At 64.3% G+C, this 21,711-nt stretch carries 25 protein-coding genes; 8 read left to right on the top strand and 17 right to left on the bottom strand.

Features of this window, described 5'->3' with window-relative positions:
* The first annotated feature begins 135 nt into the window (after positions 1-135).
* On the top strand, positions 136-951 hold the full coding sequence (locus tag ACXAG6_RS16700) for a TIGR00282 family metallophosphoesterase (RefSeq protein WP_475338952.1): 816 nt from the start codon (positions 136-138) through the stop codon (positions 949-951).
* Between the two features lie 57 nt (positions 952-1,008).
* Positions 1,009-1,680: an SDR family oxidoreductase gene (locus tag ACXAG6_RS16695; protein WP_475338950.1), complete on the top strand. Its 672-nt coding sequence runs from the start codon at positions 1,009-1,011 to the stop codon at positions 1,678-1,680.
* 20 nt (positions 1,681-1,700) lie between these two features.
* Here ACXAG6_RS16695 and ACXAG6_RS16690 read toward each other — a convergent pair whose 3' ends face one another.
* The 9 genes from ACXAG6_RS16690 to ACXAG6_RS16650 all read right to left on the bottom strand — a co-directional run bounded on the left by ACXAG6_RS16690 (position 1,701) and on the right by ACXAG6_RS16650 (position 9,236).
* Positions 1,701-1,955, bottom strand: coding sequence for an HlyU family transcriptional regulator (locus ACXAG6_RS16690; protein ID WP_475338949.1), 255 nt, complete (start codon positions 1,953-1,955; stop codon positions 1,701-1,703).
* A 4-nt stretch (positions 1,956-1,959) separates the two neighbouring features.
* Entirely contained in the window at positions 1,960-2,316 is a 357-nt protein-coding gene (locus tag ACXAG6_RS16685) for a YigZ family protein (RefSeq protein ID WP_475338948.1), read from the bottom strand.
* Positions 2,317-2,403: 87 nt separating this feature from the next.
* Entirely contained in the window at positions 2,404-2,748 is a 345-nt protein-coding gene (locus tag ACXAG6_RS16680; RefSeq protein WP_475338947.1) for a DUF1294 domain-containing protein, read from the bottom strand.
* 24 nt (positions 2,749-2,772) lie between these two features.
* Entirely contained in the window at positions 2,773-4,776 is a 2,004-nt protein-coding gene (rpoD, locus tag ACXAG6_RS16675) for an RNA polymerase sigma factor RpoD (RefSeq protein WP_475338945.1), read from the bottom strand.
* A gap of 154 nt (positions 4,777-4,930) precedes the next feature.
* On the bottom strand, positions 4,931-6,910 hold the full coding sequence (dnaG, locus tag ACXAG6_RS16670) for a DNA primase (protein WP_475338944.1): 1,980 nt from the start codon (positions 6,908-6,910) through the stop codon (positions 4,931-4,933).
* 70 nt (positions 6,911-6,980) lie between these two features.
* Positions 6,981-7,517, bottom strand: a complete 537-nt coding sequence (locus tag ACXAG6_RS16665) for a periplasmic heavy metal sensor (protein ID WP_475338943.1) — start codon at positions 7,515-7,517, stop codon at positions 6,981-6,983.
* Positions 7,518-7,526: 9 nt separating this feature from the next.
* Positions 7,527-7,949, bottom strand: a complete 423-nt coding sequence (locus ACXAG6_RS16660) for a hypothetical protein (RefSeq protein WP_475338941.1) — start codon at positions 7,947-7,949, stop codon at positions 7,527-7,529.
* Positions 7,942-8,526 carry an RNA polymerase sigma factor gene (locus tag ACXAG6_RS16655; protein ID WP_475338940.1) on the bottom strand — a complete coding sequence of 195 codons (585 nt, stop codon included), beginning with the start codon at positions 8,524-8,526 and terminating at the stop codon, positions 7,942-7,944. Before ACXAG6_RS16655 ends, ACXAG6_RS16660 begins: the two co-directional genes overlap by 8 nt.
* 104 nt (positions 8,527-8,630) lie before the next feature.
* Positions 8,631-9,236, bottom strand: coding sequence for an EF-hand domain-containing protein (locus ACXAG6_RS16650; RefSeq protein ID WP_475338939.1), 606 nt, complete (start codon positions 9,234-9,236; stop codon positions 8,631-8,633).
* Positions 9,237-9,589: 353 nt separating this feature from the next.
* On the opposite strand from ACXAG6_RS16650, the gene ACXAG6_RS16645 reads away from it, so the two are divergent.
* Together ACXAG6_RS16645 and ACXAG6_RS16640 are read left to right on the top strand one after the other, a co-directional pair.
* Positions 9,590-9,934 carry a DUF983 domain-containing protein gene (locus ACXAG6_RS16645; RefSeq protein WP_254695511.1) on the top strand — a complete coding sequence of 115 codons (345 nt, stop codon included), beginning with the start codon at positions 9,590-9,592 and terminating at the stop codon, positions 9,932-9,934.
* Between the two features lie 43 nt (positions 9,935-9,977).
* On the top strand, positions 9,978-10,649 hold the full coding sequence (locus ACXAG6_RS16640; RefSeq protein ID WP_475338937.1) for an NUDIX hydrolase: 672 nt from the start codon (positions 9,978-9,980) through the stop codon (positions 10,647-10,649).
* Between the two features lie 42 nt (positions 10,650-10,691).
* On the opposite strand, the gene ACXAG6_RS16635 is transcribed toward ACXAG6_RS16640, so the two are convergent.
* Both ACXAG6_RS16635 and ACXAG6_RS16630 read right to left on the bottom strand, forming a co-directional pair.
* Positions 10,692-11,585 carry an EamA family transporter gene (locus ACXAG6_RS16635; protein WP_475338936.1) on the bottom strand — a complete coding sequence of 298 codons (894 nt, stop codon included), beginning with the start codon at positions 11,583-11,585 and terminating at the stop codon, positions 10,692-10,694.
* A gap of 39 nt (positions 11,586-11,624) precedes the next feature.
* A complete protein-coding gene (locus tag ACXAG6_RS16630) occupies positions 11,625-12,542 on the bottom strand; it encodes a fatty acid desaturase (protein WP_475338935.1) in 918 nt (305 codons plus the stop codon).
* Positions 12,543-12,664: 122 nt separating this feature from the next.
* Between ACXAG6_RS16630 and ACXAG6_RS16625 the strand changes: the two genes are divergently transcribed.
* Positions 12,665-13,525 (top strand): helix-turn-helix domain-containing protein, encoded by an 861-nt coding sequence (locus ACXAG6_RS16625; protein ID WP_475338934.1) that lies wholly within the window; start codon positions 12,665-12,667, stop codon positions 13,523-13,525.
* Positions 13,526-13,599: 74 nt separating this feature from the next.
* Here ACXAG6_RS16625 and ACXAG6_RS16620 read toward each other — a convergent pair whose 3' ends face one another.
* The 6 genes from ACXAG6_RS16620 to ACXAG6_RS16595 form a co-directional block, all read right to left on the bottom strand.
* Positions 13,600-13,941 carry a hypothetical protein gene (locus ACXAG6_RS16620; RefSeq protein ID WP_475338932.1) on the bottom strand — a complete coding sequence of 114 codons (342 nt, stop codon included), beginning with the start codon at positions 13,939-13,941 and terminating at the stop codon, positions 13,600-13,602.
* 86 nt (positions 13,942-14,027) lie between these two features.
* Entirely contained in the window at positions 14,028-14,897 is an 870-nt protein-coding gene (locus ACXAG6_RS16615) for a 50S ribosomal protein L11 methyltransferase (RefSeq protein WP_475338931.1), read from the bottom strand.
* Between the two features lie 112 nt (positions 14,898-15,009).
* Positions 15,010-15,555, bottom strand: a complete 546-nt coding sequence (locus tag ACXAG6_RS16610; protein WP_475338930.1) for a sugar O-acetyltransferase — start codon at positions 15,553-15,555, stop codon at positions 15,010-15,012.
* Positions 15,552-16,205, bottom strand: coding sequence for a peptide-methionine (S)-S-oxide reductase MsrA (gene msrA, locus ACXAG6_RS16605; RefSeq protein ID WP_475338929.1), 654 nt, complete (start codon positions 16,203-16,205; stop codon positions 15,552-15,554). The genes ACXAG6_RS16610 and msrA overlap by 4 nt, the downstream gene beginning before the upstream one ends.
* Before the next feature lie 84 nt (positions 16,206-16,289).
* A complete protein-coding gene (locus tag ACXAG6_RS16600) occupies positions 16,290-17,519 on the bottom strand; it encodes an MFS transporter (protein ID WP_475338928.1) in 1,230 nt (409 codons plus the stop codon).
* A gap of 259 nt (positions 17,520-17,778) precedes the next feature.
* The gene (locus ACXAG6_RS16595) at positions 17,779-19,569 is read right to left on the bottom strand and encodes an SLC13 family permease (protein ID WP_475338927.1); all 1,791 of its coding nucleotides are present in this window, start codon (positions 19,567-19,569) and stop codon (positions 17,779-17,781) included.
* Between the two features lie 106 nt (positions 19,570-19,675).
* Between ACXAG6_RS16595 and ACXAG6_RS16590 the strand changes: the two genes are divergently transcribed.
* From ACXAG6_RS16590 to ACXAG6_RS16580, 3 genes are all read left to right on the top strand, one after another.
* Positions 19,676-20,098, top strand: a complete 423-nt coding sequence (locus tag ACXAG6_RS16590) for a hypothetical protein (protein WP_475338926.1) — start codon at positions 19,676-19,678, stop codon at positions 20,096-20,098.
* Complete coding sequence (locus tag ACXAG6_RS16585; RefSeq protein WP_475338925.1) at positions 20,095-20,544, top strand: thiol-disulfide oxidoreductase DCC family protein; 450 nt, start codon at positions 20,095-20,097, stop codon at positions 20,542-20,544. The genes ACXAG6_RS16590 and ACXAG6_RS16585 overlap by 4 nt, the downstream gene beginning before the upstream one ends.
* 186 nt (positions 20,545-20,730) lie before the next feature.
* Positions 20,731-21,654, top strand: a complete 924-nt coding sequence (locus tag ACXAG6_RS16580) for a hypothetical protein (RefSeq protein WP_475338923.1) — start codon at positions 20,731-20,733, stop codon at positions 21,652-21,654.
* The last annotated feature ends 57 nt before the right edge of the window (positions 21,655-21,711 follow it).

The following is a 21,711-nucleotide window of genomic DNA, read 5'->3' as shown; positions in this document are numbered from 1 at the left end:
GTGACCAGGTGCGGGGTGCTTCGTGGCACCGTCGGAGCGGGGGCGCTGCCCCCACACCCCCGGGAGTATTTGCAGCAAGAAAATGATGAGACCCTCGGGCTTGCCCTGAGGCCGGTTGCAGCTTAGGCCAATGGGATGCGGATACTTTTTCTTGGCGATGTAATGGGACGCGCGGGCCGCTCAGCGGTGGCCGAACGCCTCCCCGGGCTGCGCGAGGCGTGGCGTCTGGATTTCGTGGTGGTCAACGGCGAGAACGCCACCTCTGGCGCGGGGCTCTCGGCGGCCCATGCGAAGGGCCTGCTTGAGGCGGGCGCTGATGTGATCACTCTTGGCGATCATGCCTTCGACCAGAAGGAGATGCTGAGTTTCATCGGCAATGAGCCTCGTGTCCTGCGGCCCATCAACTTTGCCAAGGATGCCCCCGGCAAAGGCTTCCGGGTGTATGATGCGCCGGGGGGGCGCAAGGTGCTGGTGGCGCAGGTGCTTGGGCAGGTCTTCATGAAGCGCTGCTTCGACGACCCGTTCTCGGCCATTGAGCCGGTTTTGAAGTCGCACCCGCCGGGCGGCATGGTGCAGGCGGCATTGATCGACGTGCATTGCGAGGCGACCAGCGAGAAGATGGGGATGGGCCACTTTTGCGACGGGCGCGCGAGCGTGGTGGTGGGCACTCACACCCACGTGCCCACAGGTGATGCGCAGCTTCTGCCCAAGGGCACGGCCTTTCAGTCCGATGCGGGGATGTGCGGCGATTACAATTCGGTGATCGGAATGGAGCCTGACGAGCCGCTGCGCCGCTTTGTGACAGGCATGAGCAAGGGGCGGTTCCAACCCGCGATGGGCGAGGCCACGCTATGTGGGCTCTACGTAGAAACCGATGACCGGACGGGGCTGGCCAAGCGCGTGGTGCAGGTGCGCCAAGGTGGCCGGCTGGAGCAGACGGGCCCGGCCTAGGCACGCAACCGGATCGGCCCTGCCACGTTGTCTGCCTGACAACGTGAAAGGACCGACATGACCGATAAGACACTCTTCATCACCGGCGCTTCCTCCGGCATCGGAGCCGAAACCGCACGCGCCGCCGTTGCCCAAGGTTGGAAAGTGGGGCTCTTCGCCCGTTCCGAAGACAAGCTCGAAGCCCTTGTGGAGGAACTTGGCGCCAAGGCTTTGGCGCTGCCGGGGGATGCCACCTCGCTTAACGATCAGCGCGGCGCGATGGAGCGCCTCGCCAGCCACTTCGGCCGGGTCGATGCGGCCTTTGCCAATGCGGGCATGGGCCTTGATACCCCCGGCACCCGTGATGGCGACCCAGAGGAATGGGAGGCGATGATCCGACTCAACATCCTTGGCGTCATGTGGACGGCCAAGGCGGCGAGCGCGCATTTTGACGGCGGCGGCCACCTTTTGCTGACCGGCTCGGCGGCGGGGCGGAGGCACATCAAGGGCTCGCTCTACGGTGCCACCAAGTGGTTCGTACATGGCTATGGCGGCAATCTCGCCGAGGAATTCCGCGAATTTGGCGCGCGGGTCACGGTGATTGCGCCGGGCATGGTCGACACGGCCTTCTTTGATGAGGCCAAGCCCGACAAGCTGAAACCAGAAGACATCGCCCGCGCGGTCGTCTTTGCGCTGGAGGCCGATGCGCGCGCCAGCGTGCAGGAGGTCTTCGTAATGCCGACAGGCTGAATGGTTGGGCGGGCGGCAGGCTAGAACAGCCTGTCGCCCTGCTCGTCGATCATTTGGCGGGCCTTGCGCAGGCTGGCCTCGGTGGCGTCTTCCTCGGAGGCGATCACATCGGCACGGATCATGTGGTGGCGCTTGCCATCCTTCTCGATCACCGCGCCGATGCGAAACCCGCCGGGGGCCTGCTCCGGGCAGGGGGTAATCGTGAAGCCCGCGTGCGCCACAGGGTCGGGGGCAGGGGGCTCGGATTTTCCGAAGAGCTTGGACAGCAGAGACATGTGCTTACTCCATGTGATCTAGATAATGGGTAACGCAATCCTGCACCCGGCGGAACCTGTCGCCCCCCAAATGGGTGCCGCCGAACCAGCGGGTGACGATGATAACATGGCCGGTGAGGTTGGCCCGCTCCAGCATCCGCACAATCACCATGCCCGCGCCCGCCTCGCCATCGTCGTTCTTCACGGGGCCGTGCTCGGTGAGGAACGCCCATGTGTTGTGAGTGGCCTTGGCGAATTTCTTGTTTCGTTTCAGCTCCTTGACGAGGGCGAGCGCTTCGGCCCTCGAAGCAGCCGGGCCGCCGGAAACGGCGTATTTCGAGCCGCGGTCTGTGAGGATGTTGTCGTGGGTGATGAGGGGCATGGGAAACCGATTATTGTGGCGCGGGGTCGGCAGGAAGCAAATTAGTAGCTTGGTTAAGAAGCCCGGACTCTATTGGTTTAGAGATACTCAGTTCATCAGATGGCCCGCGAACATGAAGAGTTTGGCCCGCGAAGCCGGAATAGCTAGCAAGATCAGAAGCGTAAAATGACACGCGCCAATGAAATTGAGTTGCCAACCGAACGGTTGCTTGCGGGTTTTGTGGCGAAAGAATTTCTGGGAGAATTTGGCTCCTGGATAGCCACCAAGCGCGGCGACGAACAGAAGCGTACTCTCGGATATGCGCCATTCACGTTGCTGCGCTCGGCGCTTGTCGATGCTGAACAGAGCGATGGTTAGAGTGTTGATCGCCAGTAGGCCGAGAAATGCCAACAGCACCGCTTGCGGTGCTGTCAGCTGGAATAAAGAGAGCATCTCTGGTCGCCTATAAAGCGCGGATCACTGATCCAAGAAACTCCGCAGCTTCCGGCTCCGGCTCGGATGCTTCAGCTTCCGCAGCGCCTTCGCCTCGATCTGGCGGATACGTTCGCGGGTCACCGAGAACTGCTGGCCGACTTCTTCGAGCGTGTGGTCGGTGTTCATCCCGATGCCAAAGCGCATCCGCAGCACGCGCTCTTCACGCGGCGTCAGCGAGGCCAGCACCCGCGTCGTCGTCTCTTTCAGGTTCTCCTGAATGGCCGAGTCCAGCGGCAGCACGGCATTCTTGTCTTCGATGAAGTCGCCAAGCTGGCTGTCCTCCTCGTCGCCAATCGGCGTCTCCAGCGAGATCGGCTCCTTGGCGATCTTCATCACCTTGCGAACCTTCTCCAGCGGCATCTGGAGCTTCTCGGCCAGTTCCTCCGGCGTCGGCTCGCGTCCGATCTCGTGCAGCATCTGGCGGCCCGTGCGCACCAGCTTGTTGATCGTCTCGATCATATGCACCGGAATACGGATCGTGCGGGCCTGGTCCGCGATCGACCTGGTAATCGCCTGACGGATCCACCATGTCGCATAGGTGGAGAACTTGTAGCCGCGGCGATACTCGAACTTGTCGACAGCCTTCATCAGGCCGATGTTGCCTTCCTGAATGAGATCAAGAAATTGCAGGCCGCGGTTGGTGTATTTCTTGGCAATCGAGATCACGAGGCGAAGGTTGGCTTCCACCATCTCCTTCTTGGCCTGCCGCGCCTCTTTTTCACCCTTCTGAACCTGCTGCACAATGCGGCGGAATTCGGGGATGTCGACGCCGACGTATTGGCCAACCTGCGCCATATCCATGCGCAGCTCGGCGACCTTTTCGGCACTCCGCTCGAACAGCGCCTGCCAGCCACGGCCCGACTTTTCGGACATCCGTTCCATCCAGGTCGGGTCCAGCTCGTAGCCGCGATACTCTTCGATGAACTCGCGACGGTTCAGGCGGGCCTGATCGGCCAGCTTCACCATCGCGCTGTCGATCGACATGATCCGGCGGTTGATGCCGTAGAGCTGGTCGATCAGCGCTTCGATCCGGTTGTTATGCAGGTGAAGCTCGTTCACCAGCAGCACGATCTCGCCGCGCAGCTTCTGGTATTTCTTCTCGGCCTTGTCAGAGAACGAGCCATCCTCGTTCAGCGTGGCCGACATCCGCTGGTCCTGCATCTCGGCCAGCTCGGTGTAGTCGCGGGCGATGACGTCGAGCATTTCCAGCACGCGCGGCTTGAGCGCGGCCTCCATCGCGGCGAGCGACATGTTGGCCTGCTCGTCATCGTCGTCATCATCGTCGTCCGAGGCAATCGGATTGCCGTCGGCGTCGAGTTCCTGCTTCTCTTCTTTTTCGGTTTCCGTGGAGGTGGCGGTGGATGCGGCGGGGGTGGCTTCGGCCACCTCTTCATCGTCGTCCTCATCGCCATCGACGCCCCGGCCGAAGGTGGTTTCAAGGTCGATGACATCACGCAGCAGGATGTCTTCGTTCAGAAGTTCCTCGCGCCAGATGGTGATCGCCTGAAAGGTCAGGGGGCTCTCGCAGAGCCCGGCGATCATCGTGTTGCGGCCAGCCTCGATGCGCTTGGCGATGGCAATCTCGCCCTCGCGGCTCAGCAGTTCCACCGAGCCCATCTCGCGCAGGTACATCCGCACCGGGTCATCGGTGCGATCGAGCTTTTCGGTCTCGCTGGCCGAAACGGCGACTTCGCGCGACGAAGAGGTTTCGACCACGGCGGTCGAGCCCTTGCTCTCGTCTTCATCCTCGTTCTCGTCGTCCTCGGTCACCTGAATGCCCATCTCGGAGAGCATCGACATGACATCCTCAATCTGGTCCGAAGAGACCTGATCGGGCGGCAAAACCTGATTGAGCTGATCGTAGGTGATGTAGCCGCGTTCACGCGCCTCGGCGATCATCTTCTTCACTGCCGCCTGGCTCACGTCGAGCATCGGCTCGGCCTCGGCGTCGTCGGGCTTGTTGTCGTCGTTGTCCTTGGCGGCCATCTAGCTCTCCTGAAGGGCGTTTCGGGCAATCCGTGCAAACGCGCGATTCGGGCTTCCCGAATCAATAACGCGAATCACCGGAGATTCCAGCCGAACCCCATAAAAATTGATGTGAAAGGCGTGCGCCCTGTGGCGGTTATGTCGACAATTCGACTCATTCCTGTTTGCCGCGCGGTTTCGGGTGCCCGATCTGCTCCAACAGAGCGTCGAGGCTGGCGCGTTCGCTGCGGTCGAGGCGGGCGCCGTTTGGGGCGATGTCATAGTCGGCCTTGTCGGTTTCCTGGTTGGTTGCGGCGCGATGCCGGGCTTCTGACGCCTGCCCAAGCCGCCAGGTCAGCCCCTCATCGGCCAACCCGTCAATCTGGTGCATCGCTTCGGCGATCTCACGCGCGGCCCCGCGATCGGCAGAGAGGATTGCGAAATCCATGGCGAGGCACATACGAGCCAACTCGGTGTCGCCGGGATTGCGGATGCAGGGCGCAATGCGGACATGTGCCGGTGTGAAGAGTTTTTCAAGGGCGGCATGGCCGAATTCTTCTTCCAATGCGCCACGGGGGTCGGGGGCATCGGCGTGGGTCAGCAGCGCCATGGCAACGGCAGCATGGCCGTCGCCCTTCCAGTCGAGCTCTTCGATGGCATGGGCAAATTCATCGGCCAGATCAGGATGCGTGAGCAGGGTGGCGAGAATCACCGCTTCGCGCAGTTGCTCCTCGATCTCGGCGCCGGCGGCGGCCAGTGCCGAACTGCGGGTAGAGGGCGTAGGAAGCGCCGGGGGCGGGGTGCCGCGCGGGCGCCACGCACGCTGCTGGGGGGCGCTGCCCTGTTGGGCCGGAGCAATGGTGGTGCGGCGCGGGTTGAACAACTCCCATTTGCGCTGCTTGAAGTCTTCCTCGTAGTGCCGCCGCACGTCGGGGTCTTGGATCAACGCAGTTGCGGCCCGCAGCGAGGCATCCAACGCGGCGCGGCGCTCGGGGCTGTCGAGCGGGCGATCTTCGGTTTCGCGCCGCCAAAGCATGGCAGAGAGGGGCTCGGCCCGGTCAAGCACGGCTTGCATGGCAGGCGGGCCTTCGGCGCGAAGCAGGTCGTCCGGGTCTTTTCCTTCGGGCATCAGGGCAAAGCGAAGCGAGCGGCCCGGGCCGATCTGCGGCAGCGCCATGTCGATGAGCCGCATCGCCGCGCGAAGGCCGGCCTTGTCGCCATCCAGCGCCACCACAGGCTCGGGTGCCATTCGCCAGAGCATCTGCAACTGCTCCTCGGTGATCGCCGTGCCCAGCGGAGCCACCGCCGCACCAAAGCCCGCCTCGGCCAGCGCGATCACATCCATGTAGCCCTCGGCCACGATCAGAGCCTGCCCCTTGCCCACCGCCCCCCGGGCCTGCTGGTGGTTGAAGAGCACGCGGCCCTTATCGAAGAGCGGGCCCTCCGATGAGTTTAGATATTTCGCATTGTCCGCCGGGTCCATCGCGCGCCCACCAAAAGCGATGCAGCGGCCCCGGATATCGCGGATCGGAAACATGATGCGATTGCGGAAGGCATCATAGGGCGCACGGCCCTTGTCGCTTTCGCGCAGGAGGCGGCAGGCGAGCATGTCTTCGACGCTCACGCCCTTGGCGGCCAATGCCTCGCGCAGCCCTTCCCATCCCGGCGGGGCAAAACCCAGCCCCCAGCGTTCTTGCGCCGCGTCCCCCAGCCCGCGCCCAGCCAGATAGCTACGTGCCTCGGCCCCGGCGGCGGTTTTGAGCTGCAAGCGAAACCACTGCACCGCCTGCTCCATAACCCCGGTCAGCCGGGTGGCGGCATCGGCCTTTTCCTGCGCCCGCGGATCGCGCGCAGGCATCTGCATCCCGGCCTCGCCCGCGAGAATCTCGATCGCCTCCATGAAGCCGACATTCTCGGTTTCGCGCACGAAGCTGATCGCATCGCCCTTCGCGTGGCAGCCGAAGCAGTAGTAGAACCCCTGCTTGTCATCGACGTGAAAGCTCGCTGTCTTCTCATGGTGGAAGGGGCAGGGCGCCCACATGTCGCCCTTGCCCTGGTTGGATTTCTTGCGGTCCCACATGACCTTGCGGCCCACCACGTCGGAGAGCGACAGGCGGGTGCGTAGCTCGTCAAGGAATCCAGGTGGCAGCGACATCTGCCATATATCGGGCCGCGAGCGGGATGAGTCCAGTAGGGCAGGGCGTGTCTCGCCTTCAGCGAGCCGGTTAATCGCCCTTTGTCTTCCGGCCCGGTTCCCGCCCGAGCCCGCGTTCAAGCCTGTCGGCAAAGGCGGTGCGCTGTTCGGGGGTCATGGCCTCCAGCCGGTCCAGAAGGATCTCGTGGCCGATCTTTTGGTTGGCGGCGATGGCATCACGCTGGGCGGCCATCTGAGCGGCCATCGCGGCGCGGTCGAAAGGCTCGCTGCGCAGCGTGGTCAGCGTGGCTTCGAAGGCGCCGCGCAGCGCATCGCGATTGGCCCGAAGAGCGCCCCGATGCGGCTCGATCGCGGCTTTCATGCCCTCGCGGCCCTCGCGCGGAATGGCGCGGGAGTAGGGGCCAAAGCCCAGCTCGCGCACGATGCGGTCCCGCTCGCCACGCGCTCCATCGGGTCCGCGCTTGCCGTCATGGGTGATCCATGCGCCAAGCACCAGCCCGGCAACGGCGAGGTTGGCAGCGAGCGAGAGCACGAGCACCACACGCACCCAGCGGCGGCGCGGGCGGGTGGTGGTCTCTTCGGGCGGGGGCGGTTGAAGGTCGGTCATATGAGTTTCTCAGCCATCGGTCAGCAGGTCTGCAAAAGCAATGTCATAGCCCAGCAAGTCATCATCGGTCCCGCCCTCTTCTGCGGCGGAGGTGCCAAAGAGGGTCGCTGTCACTGTGGAAACGGCCTCAGGCGGGCGGGCGCCAAACCAGATGCCGACGAGCGCAGCGGCGGTAAGCCCGGCTAGTCCCGGCGCGCCGCCGATGGAGGCCAGAAGTGCCGCCATGAACGAGCGGCGCGGGGGGCGGGGAGCGGCAGCGGCGGGCGCGGGCACAGGCAGCGCGTCCTGCACGCCGTAGCCATCTTCCAGCACCCGGGCGAGCAGCTCAGGCGAAGGCTCTGCCGCAACCGCCGCATCGGTGCGGGCGGCCGAAAAGAAGCCTTCGAGCAGGGCCTCCTCGGAGGCGTTCAGCTTGTTGTCATGGTCAGCCATCGCTCAACCCCAGTTTTGCGCGAGCGCCCCTCAGGCGGGCCGCAAGTGCGCGTTTGCCTCGGGCGATCAAACTCTCGACCGCCTCGACGGAAATGTCCATCTGCTGAGCAATCATCGGATTGCCCAACCCTTCAATGTGCCTCAGCCGCACCGCTTCGCTCTGACGGTCAGGCAACTCGGCCAGCGCGGCATAAAGCGCCGCGGCACGTTCTTCGGCCTGCATCTGCTCCACCACACCGGCCCGTTCGTCTTCGGGCTCGGGGATGCTGTCGAGCGCCTGACCGCGCTTCTTGCGCAGCCGGTCGGTGCAAAGGTTGCGGGCCACCTGGTAGAGCCACGTGCTCACCTTGGCCTCACCCGGCCGCCACTCGGGCGCAATCTTCCACAGCCGCATCATCGCTTCCTGTGCCACGTCCTCGGCCTCGGCGCGATCGGTCAGCATACGGGTGGCAAGCCCCAGCACCATAGGCGTGAGCCGAAGCGTGAGGCTGCGAACGGCCGCGCGATCACCCCCGGCAAACAGGACCAGGAGCGCCTCGTCATCGGGCTCTGTCGGCGCATCGAGGGGCATGGGCATCGCCTGTCAGTATCTTGTCTTCCCGGTCTTCTCAACGGCCCCCTCCCCGCGCGTTTCAGGGGATGACACATGACGCGGGGAGGGAAGCTTCAAAACGGTGCGGATCAGTTCCGGCGGTAGTGGCCATGTCCGTTGCCACCGCGCTCGTCACCACCACGGTGTTCGCCGCGCTTGTGCTTGCGCTCACCGTCCCGCATTCCACGCCCTTCGCCGCGCTCGGCGAGGAAGGCCATGGCCGTTTCGAATTCCTGCTCGGAGACGGTGCCGTCACCGTCCGTGTCCATCCGCTCAAAGAGGTCTTCGAGCATCTTCTCGCGGCGTTCCAGTGCTTTCTCCGGGCGTCCGGCGGCCATCTCCTCGGCGGACACGGTGCCATTGCCATCGGTGTCGAGCCGCTCAATCATCCGCTCGGCACGTTTGGCGCGGCGAGCCTTGTCACGGGCCTCCTCGGCGGCAACCAGCTCTTCGGCGCTAACTTCGCCGTCGCCATTGGTGTCGGCGCGGGCAAAGCGCACGGCATCACCGGCGGCGAGTTCTTCAGCCGAAAGGGCGCCATCACCATTGGTGTCGAGTTCGGTAAAGCTGGGGGGCGTCGGGTCGGCACCCGGGCCCATGCCCATACCGCCGCCGCCCGGGCCGCGGGCCTCAGCCATGGGGGCCACCGACAGGCCGGTGGCGATCAGGGTGGTCAGAAGCAGAATGCGTTTCATCTCGTCTTTCCTCCTCGGAAATGCTCTAGGTTCGTTTGCCTCGGGGCCCTTCGTTGGCCCGTTGATGCTTCTCAAACGCGTGGCGGCGCAGCTTCCGTCGCCGAGGGGGCAAAAAAACTTTCGGGTCGGTTTTGCGACATCCCGCCGCAAGGACAATCTGTGCTCTGCCGTTCGCGTCCTCTCTGGCGTAGATAAGACCAAAGTCGAGGTATCGCCGCGCTCCGCCATGCCGGGCGCTGCAAGGGGTAAGTGCAATGCAACATCTGCAAGCCGATGGAACGCTTCGGGCCGAGGGGCTCTCGGGCGTGGAGCGCAGGCCTGATGCGGGCGAGGAGCGTTTGGCCAAGCCCGCGATGCTGCGCGGCTGGCGGCGGCGCTGCCCCTCCTGCGGCAACGGCCCGATGATGGCGGGCTATCTCAAGGTGCGCGACACCTGCCCTGTCTGCGAGGAAGAACTGCACCACCAGCGCGCCGATGATGGCCCGGCCTATCTGACAATCGTTATCGTCGGCCACATCCTCGCGCCGCTGATCCTCATCGTTTACAGCAATTTCCGCCCCGATCCGTTGATCATGGCAACCGGATTTTCGGTTGGCTGTGTTGCGCTTTCCCTCTACCTTCTGCCGCGGCTGAAGGGGCTGATGGTTGGTCTGCAATGGGCCAAGCGGATGCACGGGTTTGGCGGCGAGTCCGGCTGAGTGTCGCTCCGCTGGCCCGCCTTCGGAACGAGGCGGGAGGCTCATGGATAAATCACAGCTTCGCGATGCGGCGACGATCATCCTCTATCGTGCGGGGGTAAAGGGGGTTGAAGTGCTGATGGGCCAGCGCGGCGCCAGCGCCGCCTTCATGCCCAACAAGTTCGTCTTTCCCGGCGGCGCGGTAGATGCCGTGGACGCCGAGGTGCCCCTGGCCTGCGGTCCCGATCCGCTTTGCGCTGCGCGGCTGGCCGCCGAGGCCGAGGGCGGGCTCGTCCCCGCGCTGCTTGCCGCCGCGATCCGTGAGCTTTGGGAGGAAACCGGGCTCATCCTCGGCGTGCCGGGAGATTGGCCAAGCCCCGCGCCGAAGGGCTGGCGCGGATTTGCGGCCACGGGCCATCTGCCCTCGGCAGAGGGTTTGCGGTTCGTCTATCGTGCCGTAACACCGCCGGGCCGCCCCCGCCGCTTTGATGCGCGCTTCTTCCTCGCCCCCGCCAGCCGGGTGGCTGGCGATGTGGATGATTTTTCTCGCGCGGAAGACGAGCTGTCTTTGCTGCAGTGGATACCGCTCACCAAGGCGCGCAGCTTCGATCTGCCCTTCATCACCGAGGTGGTCTTGGGCGAGGTGGCCGGGCTGACGGCCCATGAGGCACCGCCCGATGGCGTGCCCTTCGTCAAGAACGATGACCTCGTTGCAGGCATTCGCCGGCTGCGCTGAGCCGGGCCGCGGGCACGGAGGTCGCGCGAAGCACGGTCGGGGTCAGTTCGTTGCTGCCACCAAGGCGATGACGGAAACGATCAGCAGCGCAATGCCCGTAAACTCGCGCCCCGATAGGCGCTCCGAAAAGACGCGGGCGCCGATCACCATCGAAAACAGCACCTCCACCTGACCCAAGGCAAAAACCACCGAGGCGGTTTGCAGGGCGAAGGCGGCGAACCAGCAAAAACTGCCTCCAAAGGAGGTGATGCCAACCGCAAGGCCCGGCCGCCATGCCGCGAGGACGCGGGTAATCTCGCCGCGGTCGCGCACGCCGAGCCAGCCCAGCATCAGCAGGTTTTGCAAGATCACCACGCAGCCCAGAGCAAGAGCGGGGCGCAACAGAACGTCATCGCTCGCCACCTCAAGCGTGGCCGCGCGGTAGCCCACCCCGGAGAAGGCAAAAAACAGGCCCGCGCCGAGACCGAGGGAGGCAGAGGGCAGGTCGAGCCGGAGCCTTCCGCCAGTGCCCGAAAGCATCAGGATCGCCACCATGCCCACGACCATCGCCGCAAAGCCGCCCCAGCCCGGCACCTCGCCGAGCAGCACCCAGCCAACCGCGACGGTGAGCAGCACCTCGGATTTGCGCAGGGTGATCCCAACGGCAAAGTTTCGGCGGGCAAAGAGCATCACGGTGAAGACGGTCGCGAGGATCTGTGAACTGCCGCCAATCGCGGCCCAGAGCCAAAACCGATCACCGAGCGCGGGCAGCGCCATGCCCCGCATCCAGACCATCAGCCAAAGCGCGGCCCAGATCATCGGCAGCGAATAAAGAAACCGCGCCCATGTCGCCCCTGTTGCCGTAAGCCCAGCCTGCGCCATCTGCTTTTGCACCATGAAGCGCATCGCCTGAATGAGGGCGGCGGCGAGGGCGAAGGGAATCCAGAGCCATTCCATTTGCGTGCTATGGGCACATAAGTGCACGAAAGGGAAGCCTCAGGGCGCAGGCGGCCCCTGTCTCTTCCAGAGAGGATGGGGCACCGGGTCTTTCGCTTTCAGGAAGTAGCGGCGGAACACTTCGCCATAAGAGCGATAACGGTAGCCTTCGTTGCGCGAAAGGTAGCGGGCCGGATTGGCAAAGTAGAGCCGGGGCAGGCGATACCACGGGGTCCGCGGGTGCATGTGATGCACCACATGCAGATTGTTGTTGAGGAACAGCAGGGCGAGCGGCCCGCGATCTTCGATCACCACGGTTCGGCCCCGCGCCCGTTCATGCGCCTGATGTTCCAGAAAGGTGCGGATCTTGAGGGTCGACAGGGCAGCATACGCACAGCCGACATAGGTCAGTGGCGGCATTTGGGCGTAGGCGATCCAGATCACCAAAGGCACAAGCCCGGCGGCATGCAGCGCCCAGCCGAGCACAACGCGTCTGCTGCCCGCGCGCATCGCGCGCCAGTCGCCGCGCATGAACGCGAGCTGCCCAATCAACGGCCCCAGAATGACACGGCCTGCCAGCGTGTTGTTCGCTTGCAAAACCACTTGCCGCCAACGGGGCAGGCGGCCCCAGTCTCCGGCGTCCATGTAATTGCTTTCCGGGTCGTCATAAGGGTCGGTCAGCAGGCTGTCGGTGTGGTGCGCCAGATGGGTGTCCTTGAACCGAAGGTAAGGGATGAAGATGCCAAGCGCCGGAAACACCAACGCCGCATTCGCGATCGCGGCGCGAAACGGATGCCCGTGAATCATCTCGTGGCTCAGGGAGGAGTGCAGCACAATGGCGAGGGTGGTCACGATCATCCCGAGGAGGAGGGAGATGCCGGCAATCGCCGTCGTCCCAAGGGCAAAGCAGCCGTAGCACACCGCCAGCAAGGTGAGGGTTGGCCATTCCGTGCTTGTGGCGCGATGGGGGGCGCTCAAAAGATGCTCCGATATGTTTGGGGGCGGCGTTGCCGGTTCCCTCTTTGGCTATCGGGCTGCTTCAGGCCGCGGGCGGCGATCTCTTGTTAACATATCTCATCGATGTTGATATTTATGAACAAATGACCGCTAAACTAGACAAACGGACCCGCGCCGCGCTTTTCCGCGCCCGAAGCGCACAGGCGCTGGCCGAAGCCGCCATCAGCCAAGCGGCATTGGCGCGGGCGGTCGGGGTGAGCCGGTCGACCCTCTCGCAGCTGCTCAAGGGTGAGGCACCGCGCCTGCCCGGGGCGCAGCTTCTGGCAGACATGGCCGGTGCGCTTGGCGTAAGCGCCGATTGGCTGCTGGGCCTGACGGACCGTCCAGAGCACGCCGCGCAACTGGCTGAAGCCGCGCTCTCAATCACCCAGGCCGAACGCGCGCTGATTGATGACCAGATCTTCGCCTGGCACCAGGAGGCGGCGGGTTACAAGATCCGCCATGTGCCCGCGACCCTGCCCGATATGCTCAAGACGCCTGCGATGCTGCATTGGGAGTATGCCCCGCATCTTGGCAAGACCACGGCACAGGCCATCGGCGCGGCGCAGGATCGGCTCGATTGGATGCGCGGATCGGGCAGTGACTACGAGATCGCCTTGCCGCTTGATGAGTTGGCCGCCTTCACCGTGGCTTCGGGTTACTACAAGGGCCTGCCGCTCGACATCCGGCGTGAGCAATTGGAATGGATGGCAGAACTGCACCGGCAGTTCTATCCGCAGCTTCGCATATGTCTCTTCGACCGGCGGCGCATGTTCTCGGCCCCGGTTACCGTGTTCGGCCCGCTGCTCGCGGCGGTCTACCTCGGCTCCTCATACCTCGCCTTCCGTGACAAGGAGCGGGTGCAGGCGATCACCGGTCATTTTGACGGGCTGGTGCGGGCGGCCTCGGTGGGGGAACGGGAGTGGCCCGATCATGTGGCGCGGCTGCTGGGCGACATGCGCTAGGCTGTCCGGTGCGCCAAACGCACTCCGGGCGCGCCGCTTTCACGACACGCCCGGAGTGTGTGAAACGCCTGTTGTTACTGGATCAGCGGTTTGATCCCGGCTGCCGCAGCTTGGGTGATCGGGTCGATCGCCATAAGATGCGCGCCCACTTGCTGCACCGTGTTGCCCGTGCGCAGGCCGTCCAGCCGTGCGGTGTAATCTGCGGTGCCAAGATGCGCGAGGGTGAGCGCCTTGAAGCAGACGAAAACCGCCAGAACCGTCAGCGCGGGCCGCAGCACCGGGCGCTTGGTGCGCTTGGCCTTGCTGTAGTGGCTTTGGCCCAGGGTGCCTGAGGCTTCAAATCCACCGCCCTTGCGGTGAATCTTTTCGATCCGGCGGATACGTCCGGCAAAATTCTGCATGGTTGGGTCGGCCAAGGTGCTCTCCGTCCGAAAAATTGTTCGCGCTGCCCCCGCCTCGCCATGAAGATGCGCCATGATTTGGGCGGAAATTGGGCGAGGTGTCAGGATTTTGCGAGACAGAGAGTCGTCCAGTCGCCGATTGTTTCAGCGTTTTCCACAGTAAGCCCTTCCGCAACGTAAGAAGCCGTCACATCAGGGGCCTGATCGTTGAGCAGCCCGGAGAGAATCGCATAGCCGCCCGGTGCTATGGCCTTTGCAATATCGGGGGCGAGGCCGATGAGTGGGCCTTTCAGGATGTTGGCGAAGATGAGGCCGAATGGGGCCGCCGCTTCGAGGGTCGGGTTTTCCAGCCCCTCGGCCTCGATGCAGGTGACCCGGCCCGACAGCCCGTTCGCGGCCACATTGGCTTCAGCCACCTCTACCGCCACCGGGTCTATATCGGAGGCGATGATGGGGGTGTCCCACACCCGGGCGGCGGCCATCGCCAAAACGGCGGTGCCGCAACCCACATCCGCCACGGAGCAGGGCGCAAGGCCGTTTTCCAGCAGGCGGTCAAAGGCGCGCAGGCAGCCCAGCGTGGTGCCGTGGTGGCCGGTGCCGAAAGCCATGGCTGCCTCGATCAGCAGCGGCAACGCGCCCTCTGGCACCTTGTCGGCATCATGCGAGCCGTAAACAAAGAAGCGCCCGGCCTCGACAGGGGCCAACTCGCGGCGCACATGGGCAACCCAGTCGGTTTCGGGCAGTTCGGAAACGGTGAAAGGCTTGGCCTCGAAGGCGGCGGCGAGCACCGCCAAGGCAGCGTCATCCGGCGCTTCGGTGAAATAGCCACCAACCTCCCAGAGGCCCGAGTCATCCTCCACCTCGAAAACGCCAACGCCGGTGGGGGCGGGCTCAAGCCGCTCCAGCGCTTCGCCCAAGGCTTCGGCAGGGCCTTGGCCCATGAGCGTGGTGAGGGCGGTGAATGTGGGCATGGCTGGCGCTCCTGCGATAGGTCGCAAGCCGGGTAGGGGCATTGCGGTGCGTGGTCAAGGCCCCGGGGGCAGCCTCATCCGCCCTGCGTGGCGTCTTCGCCCGCTGTGGCGCTCAGCGCGGCGTGGCGGGCACACCGGCCACGGTGTCGCCGGGGGCTACGTCTTTGGTCACCACCGCACCGGCCGCCACAATCGCCCCGTCTCCCACGGCCACCCCCGGCAGCAGCGTGGCATGGCCACCGATCCAGACCTCGCGACCTATGCTGACAGGCAGCGCACGCTCCAGACCCTTCTGACGGCCTTCAACGTCATGGTGGTGGTCGGCGCAATAAACATGCACGCCCGGGCCCAGCAGCGACCGGGCCCCGATCTGCACGCGTGCGGTGTCCAGAATGGTGCAGAAGGCATTGATATAAACGCCCTCCTCAAGGTGCAGATTCACCCCATAGGCCACATGAAAAGGCGCTTCGATAAAGCAGCCCGTGCCGATATTGCCGAAAAGCGCGCGGAGTTGTGGGCCACAGGCACCGCGCAGGCCCGGTGCCATCGTCGCGTGCTCGTGGCAGGCCATCCGCGCAGCATCGCGCAGCGCGCCCAGCTCTGCTGTCATGCAATTATACCAAGCCCCATCCTCGACGCCCGGCAGGGCATTGGTCATCGCGCGCCAAGACCGACCGGACAGCTGACGCCCGTGCCACCCAGCCCGCAGTAGCCGCCCGGATTTTTGGCGAGGTATTGCTGATGGTAGTCCTCGGCAAAGTAAAAGTCCGGTGCCAGCAGGATCTCGGTGGTGATCCGCCCCAGCCCCTGCGCATCAAGCGCCGTCTGATACGCCTCCTTCGAGGCCGTGGCCGCCGCCTTCTGTGCGTCGCTGAAGGCGTAAATGCCCGAGCGATACTGCGTGCCCCTGTCATTGCCCTGCCGCATCCCCTGCGTCGGGTTGTGGCCTTCCCAGAAGGCGGCGAGCAGCGCGTCATAGCTCACGCGTGCCGGGTCAAAATGCAGCCGCACCACTTCGTTGTGGCCGGTCATCCCGGTGCAAACCTCATCATAGGTCGGGTTCGGCGTGAAACCGCCCGCGTAGCCAACCATCGTTAGCTCCACCCCCGGAATCTGCCAAAACAGGCGTTCCACGCCCCAGAAGCAGCCCATGCCAAACATTGCCGCTACCTGGCCCTCGGGCACCTCGCGGGTAAGCGGGGCGCCGGTCAGGTGGTGGTGGGTTGCGGTGGGGATTGGGGCAATCCGGCCCGGCAGTGCTTCGCCTTCGCCGATCATCGTTCCCTTGTCACGTCCAAATCCGAACATTGTCGAGTCCTCGATTCCCTTCGGGTGCTTTTGTCCGATGATATAGTATCTGGGCGCCCGACTTCATGTCTTTTGCCAAGATCGTTACTCGGCGGCGGTTGCCAGCTTGGGAGAAAGGCGCGTCTCGTGCCCGGGCGCTGGATGTCGGGGGATAAGTGTGGCCAGCACCAGCGAGCCGCAAGCAATCCCCGAGGCGAGGCCAAAAACCGCGCCGGGCGAGACCACCCAGAGGTAGCCTAGCAGTGCCGGAAGGAAGACTGCGGCGATGTGGTTGATGGTGAAGGCCACGGCAGCAGTGGGGGCAATGTCGGCCGGGTCCGCGATCTTCTGAAAGTAGGTCTTCAGTGCCAGCGCGAGGGCGAAGAAAACGTGGTCGATCACGTAGAGCGTGGCCGCCAGCACCACGCCCCAGCCAAACCAGTAAATGCCGCCGTAGAGAGTGAACACGATCACCAGTCCGCTATACTCAAAGATTAGCGCGTTGCGTTCTCCCCAGCGGCCCACGAGCCGGCCCATCAACGGTGCAAAGATCATGTTGGCCACGAGGTTTAGCAGAAAAAGCGCAGTGATCTCGTGCACCTCGAAGCCGAAGCGCTCTACCATCATGAAGCCCGCGAAGACGACGAATATCTGCCGCCGCGCCCCGGCGAAAAACTGCAGCGCATAGTAAAGCCAGTAGCGCCGACGCAGCACCATCCGCGTGTTCTGCCGATGCTCGCCCTCAAAGCGCGGGTAGGCGATGAGGCAGAAGAGGGCGATGGCCGTGCAGAGCCCACCCGAGACCCAATAGACGAAGGAATAGGAAAGATCGAAGTTCTCCCACGTCATCACGATAAGCGCATAGGCCACCAGCGTAGAGGCCGAGCCTGCCGCCAGCAGCCAGCCGAGCATCTGCGGTGCGCGCTCGATCTTGAGAAACTGTAGCTGGAGAGATTGGTTAACGGTTTCGTAGTAGTGAAACCCGATCGAAGAGAGCATCGTGATCGTCAGAATTCCACCAAGGCTGGGGAACTGGGCCGTCAGCGCAGTGGCCACGCCCAGCAGAACCAGCGAGATTAGGCCCAACACCTGCTCGCGAATAAAGATGATCAGCGCGATCACCCCGATGGCCAAAAATCCGGGGATTTCGCGCACGGTATGCAGCAGCCCAATATCGCGCCCGTCAAACCCGGCGACCTCGATAACGAAGTTGTTTAGCAGCGCCGACCAAGTGGCAAAGGCCAGCGGCATCGCCACGGCCATCAGGAAGAGCAGGGTAATTGGCTGGCGCCAACGCGGGAGGCGATGTGCCTCGCGGAGAGGGATCGTATGCATCTGTCACGCTTTACGCTTGGTTGCGGGTCTTGGGAAGGGGCGAGGCGTCAGGAGCAGGGGCGCTGGCCGAGCGCGCCCGGCGGATGATCTCCCGATAAAAACTATTTGCCTCTGCCGGTCGCCCATGGCGGGCGAGGCAAGCGGATGCCGTCAAACTGGCTGGCGAGCGGTTCGGGTGGGGAGAAGGGACGCGTGGCTGGCATGAGGGCCTCCGATTCGATCTGGAGGCCCATTGATGAAGTCTCAACCTAACTTCAGGTCAAGGCACAAGCGGCCACATCAGCGGGATCAGTGCCGAGGCCAGCAAGCCGATGGTGATGTTGAGCGGGATGCCCACCTTCATGAAGTCGGTAAACCGGTAGCCGCCCGGGCCATAGACCAGCATGTTGGTCTGATAGCCGATTGGCGTGGCGAAGCTGGCCGAGGCGGCAACCATGACCGCAATCACCAGCGGGCGCGGGTCATATCCCAGCGCCGTGGCGAGCCCGATGGCGATGGGGGTCACCACAACGGCCACCGCGTTGTTCGAGACCAGCTCGGTGAGGAGCGAGGTGAGAAGGTAGATCGCCCAGACGATGAAAAAGGGCGGGAGCGTCTCCAGCGCCGGTGCAATGGCGGCAACAATCAGCGTTACGGCACCCGAAGCCTCGAGCGCAGCCCCCACCGCGAGCATCGAAAAGATCAGCGCCAGAAGCCGCCCGTCGATGAAGGAAAAGGCCTCATCGGCGTCAATGCACCGGGTGCCAAACACCAACGCCACCGCAAAGATGGAGAGCGCGAGAATGGGCGCAAGGCCGAAGGCAGCCAGCCCGACGATGCCGAGCAGGGCGACGATGGCAATCGGAGCCTTTTGCCGGCGAAAGGCCCGGCCCGTCGGGGCGGCAACATCGACGAGGTCCATATCAGCAGCCAGCCGCTGAATATCCTCCGGCGCGCCTTCCAGCAGCAGCGTGTCGCCCACCCGCACCACAAGGTCATCAAGCTGGCGCCCGATGTTCTGGTTTCGCCGGTGCACGGCCAGCGGATAAACACCATAGCGGCGGCGCAAACGCAGCGCCCCGAGCGAACGGCCCACCATGCGGGCACCGGGGGTGATAAGCACCTCAACGGTGGAGGTTTCTACCGAGGAGAGCTTGTCGACCATCCGCACATGTTTGCTCTCCTGCAGGCTCAGCAGCTCCGACATCTGGCTGCGCAGCACCACACGGTCGCCCGCCTCCAGCACCACCTCGCCCATGTTGCGCCGCAGCGAGGCATCGCCGCGCAGCACGTCGATCAGCCGCACGCCCTCGCGCTTGAAAGCATCCACCTCGCCCGGCTTCTGGCCGATCAGCGGGCTGTCTTCTGGCAGGGCGACCTCGGTGAAGAACTTGCGCCGCGCCGAGTCTCCGCCCGAGAGCAGGTTGGCCATGCTGGCCCGGTCCGGCAGAATGCGGGGCGCGATGTAGCGCAGGTAGATCATGCCGTAGATCACCAAAACCACGGCCAGCGGGGTGACCTCGAAGATCCCAAAGGGATCAAGCCCGTTGGCGCGGGCCACACCATCTACCAGCAGGTTTGTGGAGGTGCCGATAAGGGTAAGCGTGCCGCCGAGGATGGCAGCATAGGAAAGCGGGATCAGCAGCTTGGAGGCCGAAACCTTCATGGTCCGCGCGAGCTGAACGAACACCGGGATCATCACCACCACAACCGGCGTGTTCGAAACAAAGGCCGAGGCGATCACCACGAATGCAATCATCGCCCCCACGGCCAGCGCAGGCCGGGTGGCGGCATTGCGGTCGGCCACCTGCGTGAACCAATCCAGCGCACCGGTGCGCACCAAAGCCCCCATGACAAGGAACATCGCGGCAATCGTCCAGGGCGCCGGGTTGGCCAAAACCTCGCGGGCGTCATTGTAGGGCAACACGCCTGAAAGCAGCAGCACGGACACGCCGAGAATGGCCACAACCTCCGGCGGAAAGCTCTCTCGGATGAACAGGATGAACATCGCGCCCACAACAGCCAGCGCAAAAACGGCGTCCCAAGGCGGGGCGAAAGTGATCAGGTCCATGTGGGTACTGCTTTGCCCATGACGGGCCAATCTTAGCGGGCGGTTCAGGCGAGGCAAGCGGCGAGTGAGGCTTGACCATCCAGAACGCGCAGGCAAGGCTTTGCCCATGGCCCGCCGCGCCGAAATTATCTTCCGGGCCGACCATTTCGCAACCCGGCTCACCTTCATGGTGCACCGCCCGCGCACGGCGCAGGGGCGGCCCTGCCCTTGGTTTGAGGCCGCGCACTATACCCCGCCCCGCCCAAGGCTGGCCCGCCCCGGGTTGCGGGCGGTGTGGCGGGTGGAGGAGGGCAGCGCCGAGTATCTCTTCACCTCGCTCGAAGAACTGGCGCATTTTCAGGCGGTTTGGGGCCAAAGGGTGCTGCCCCGCCCACGCCAACTGGCGCAAGCCCACGGCATGGCGGCGGTGAACGGCATATGGCTGTCGCGTATGGCAAAGCCCAACTGGCCCCGGCGTCAAGCGTTCCTGCGCTGGCTGGCCCGCCATGATGCCCCGTTTCGGGCGCTTATGGCAGAGCTTGCCGCATGACCTCGCTAGAGGCTCTGCCAAAAGAACTGCGCGCCCTCGTCGCGCCCCATGACATCATCGTTTTCGACGGAGACTGCGTTCTGTGCACCCGCTTCTTCCAGTTCATGCTCCGGCACGACCATGCCCAGCGTTTCCGCTATGCAACGGCGCAATCAGCCCTCGGCCAACAGCTTTATGCGGCACTCGGAATGCCTCTGGACGACTTCGAAAGCAATCTCGTGATAACCGGCAGAGCCATCCACACCCATATGGACGCCTTCGCCGCCGCCATGTCTGCCCTCGGTTGGCCTTGGCGGGCGCTGGCCATCTGCCGCTTTTTGCCCGGCCCAATAAAACGCCCGCTCTACCGGCTGGTGGCCCGCAACCGCTTCCGGCTCTTCGGACGGCGCGATAGCTGCTATCTGCTCACGCCCGACATTCGCGCCCGCTTTCTCGACGCCCCTTAGTGCCACTGTCCGTGCAAGCCCTCCCAAATGTGGTTGGCGTTGCGGCCCGCACCGGTTTAGGCTTTCGCGGCGGCTGCGTCACCAGTCATCGCAGCCATGCAGGCTCTCTCCAGCTTGACCAGCTGGCAGAACATGGCCGAAACTGGCCGCATTACCTTGATCCGATTACCCCGAAAGGCCCTTGCCATGTTTCACGTTGCGCCGCTTTCCGCTGCCGCCCTTCTCCTGCTCGCGCCCGCCGCCACGGCAGATTGCATCACCCGCGCCGAGAGTTTCCTGATGTGCACCGTTAATGGCGGTGCCAAGGAGTTGCGCGGCTGCTGGGGGCCGGGCGATGCGGGCTACCAATACGGGCCTGCGGGCGGCGAGCCGGAGCTGGTACTTTCGGTACCGCTCACCCAGCTGGATTTTATCCCATGGGCCGGCGTGGGCAGTTCGATCTGGGAAGAGGTCAACTATCACAACGGTGATGTGCAATATTCCGTCTGGCACCGGATCGACCGTGACCCGGGGGGCGATCCGCCTTCCGCAGGGGTCACCGTGACCCGGGGCGACGAGACATTGGCAGACTTACAATGTGATCCGGGCACCATCTCCGCCAATTACCAAGGGCTCTATGAGGCCAAGGCAGAGATCGGCCAATGCTGGCAGGGTTACTCATGGAAAAGCTGCGCCGAACCGGCGGCGTCCTCGGCACCCGCCGCATGCCATGCAGGCAGCCGCCCGTTTCTGGCCTGCACAACCGGTCGCGGCGCCAAGCAGGTTGCGGGCTGTGTCGGCCCCAATGGCGCGCACTACAGCTATGGCCCGGCAGGGGCAGCCCCCGAACTGGCGCTGACGGCCCCGCTTGATGGGTTTGAATACACGCCCGCCGCCCAGCACCCCGCAGGACAGTCCATCGCGACCTTCTGGAATGGCAAGACGGGCTACGCGCTTTGGGCCAGCTCAAATGGCGCAGGGGTCGAAGTGGTGCAGGGTGACAGCGCGCTGGCAGTTCTTGATTGCGACCCGGGCAGCAGCACCCTTGATTTCGGCGTGCTGGACGCCGCCTTGGCCGCTGAAAACCTCTGCTTCGGCGGGTTCCTGTGGTCCCGCTGCACGTCACCGTGATGCCCCCTGTGCGAATTGGCCTAGCTAAGCTATCCTGTGCTCAACGATTGAAAGGAC

This window comes from Vannielia sp. ABF1_015, assembly GCF_056160745.1.
The sequence above is the reverse complement of the archived record's forward strand: the minus strand, read 5'-3'. Positions and strand labels throughout refer to the sequence as shown.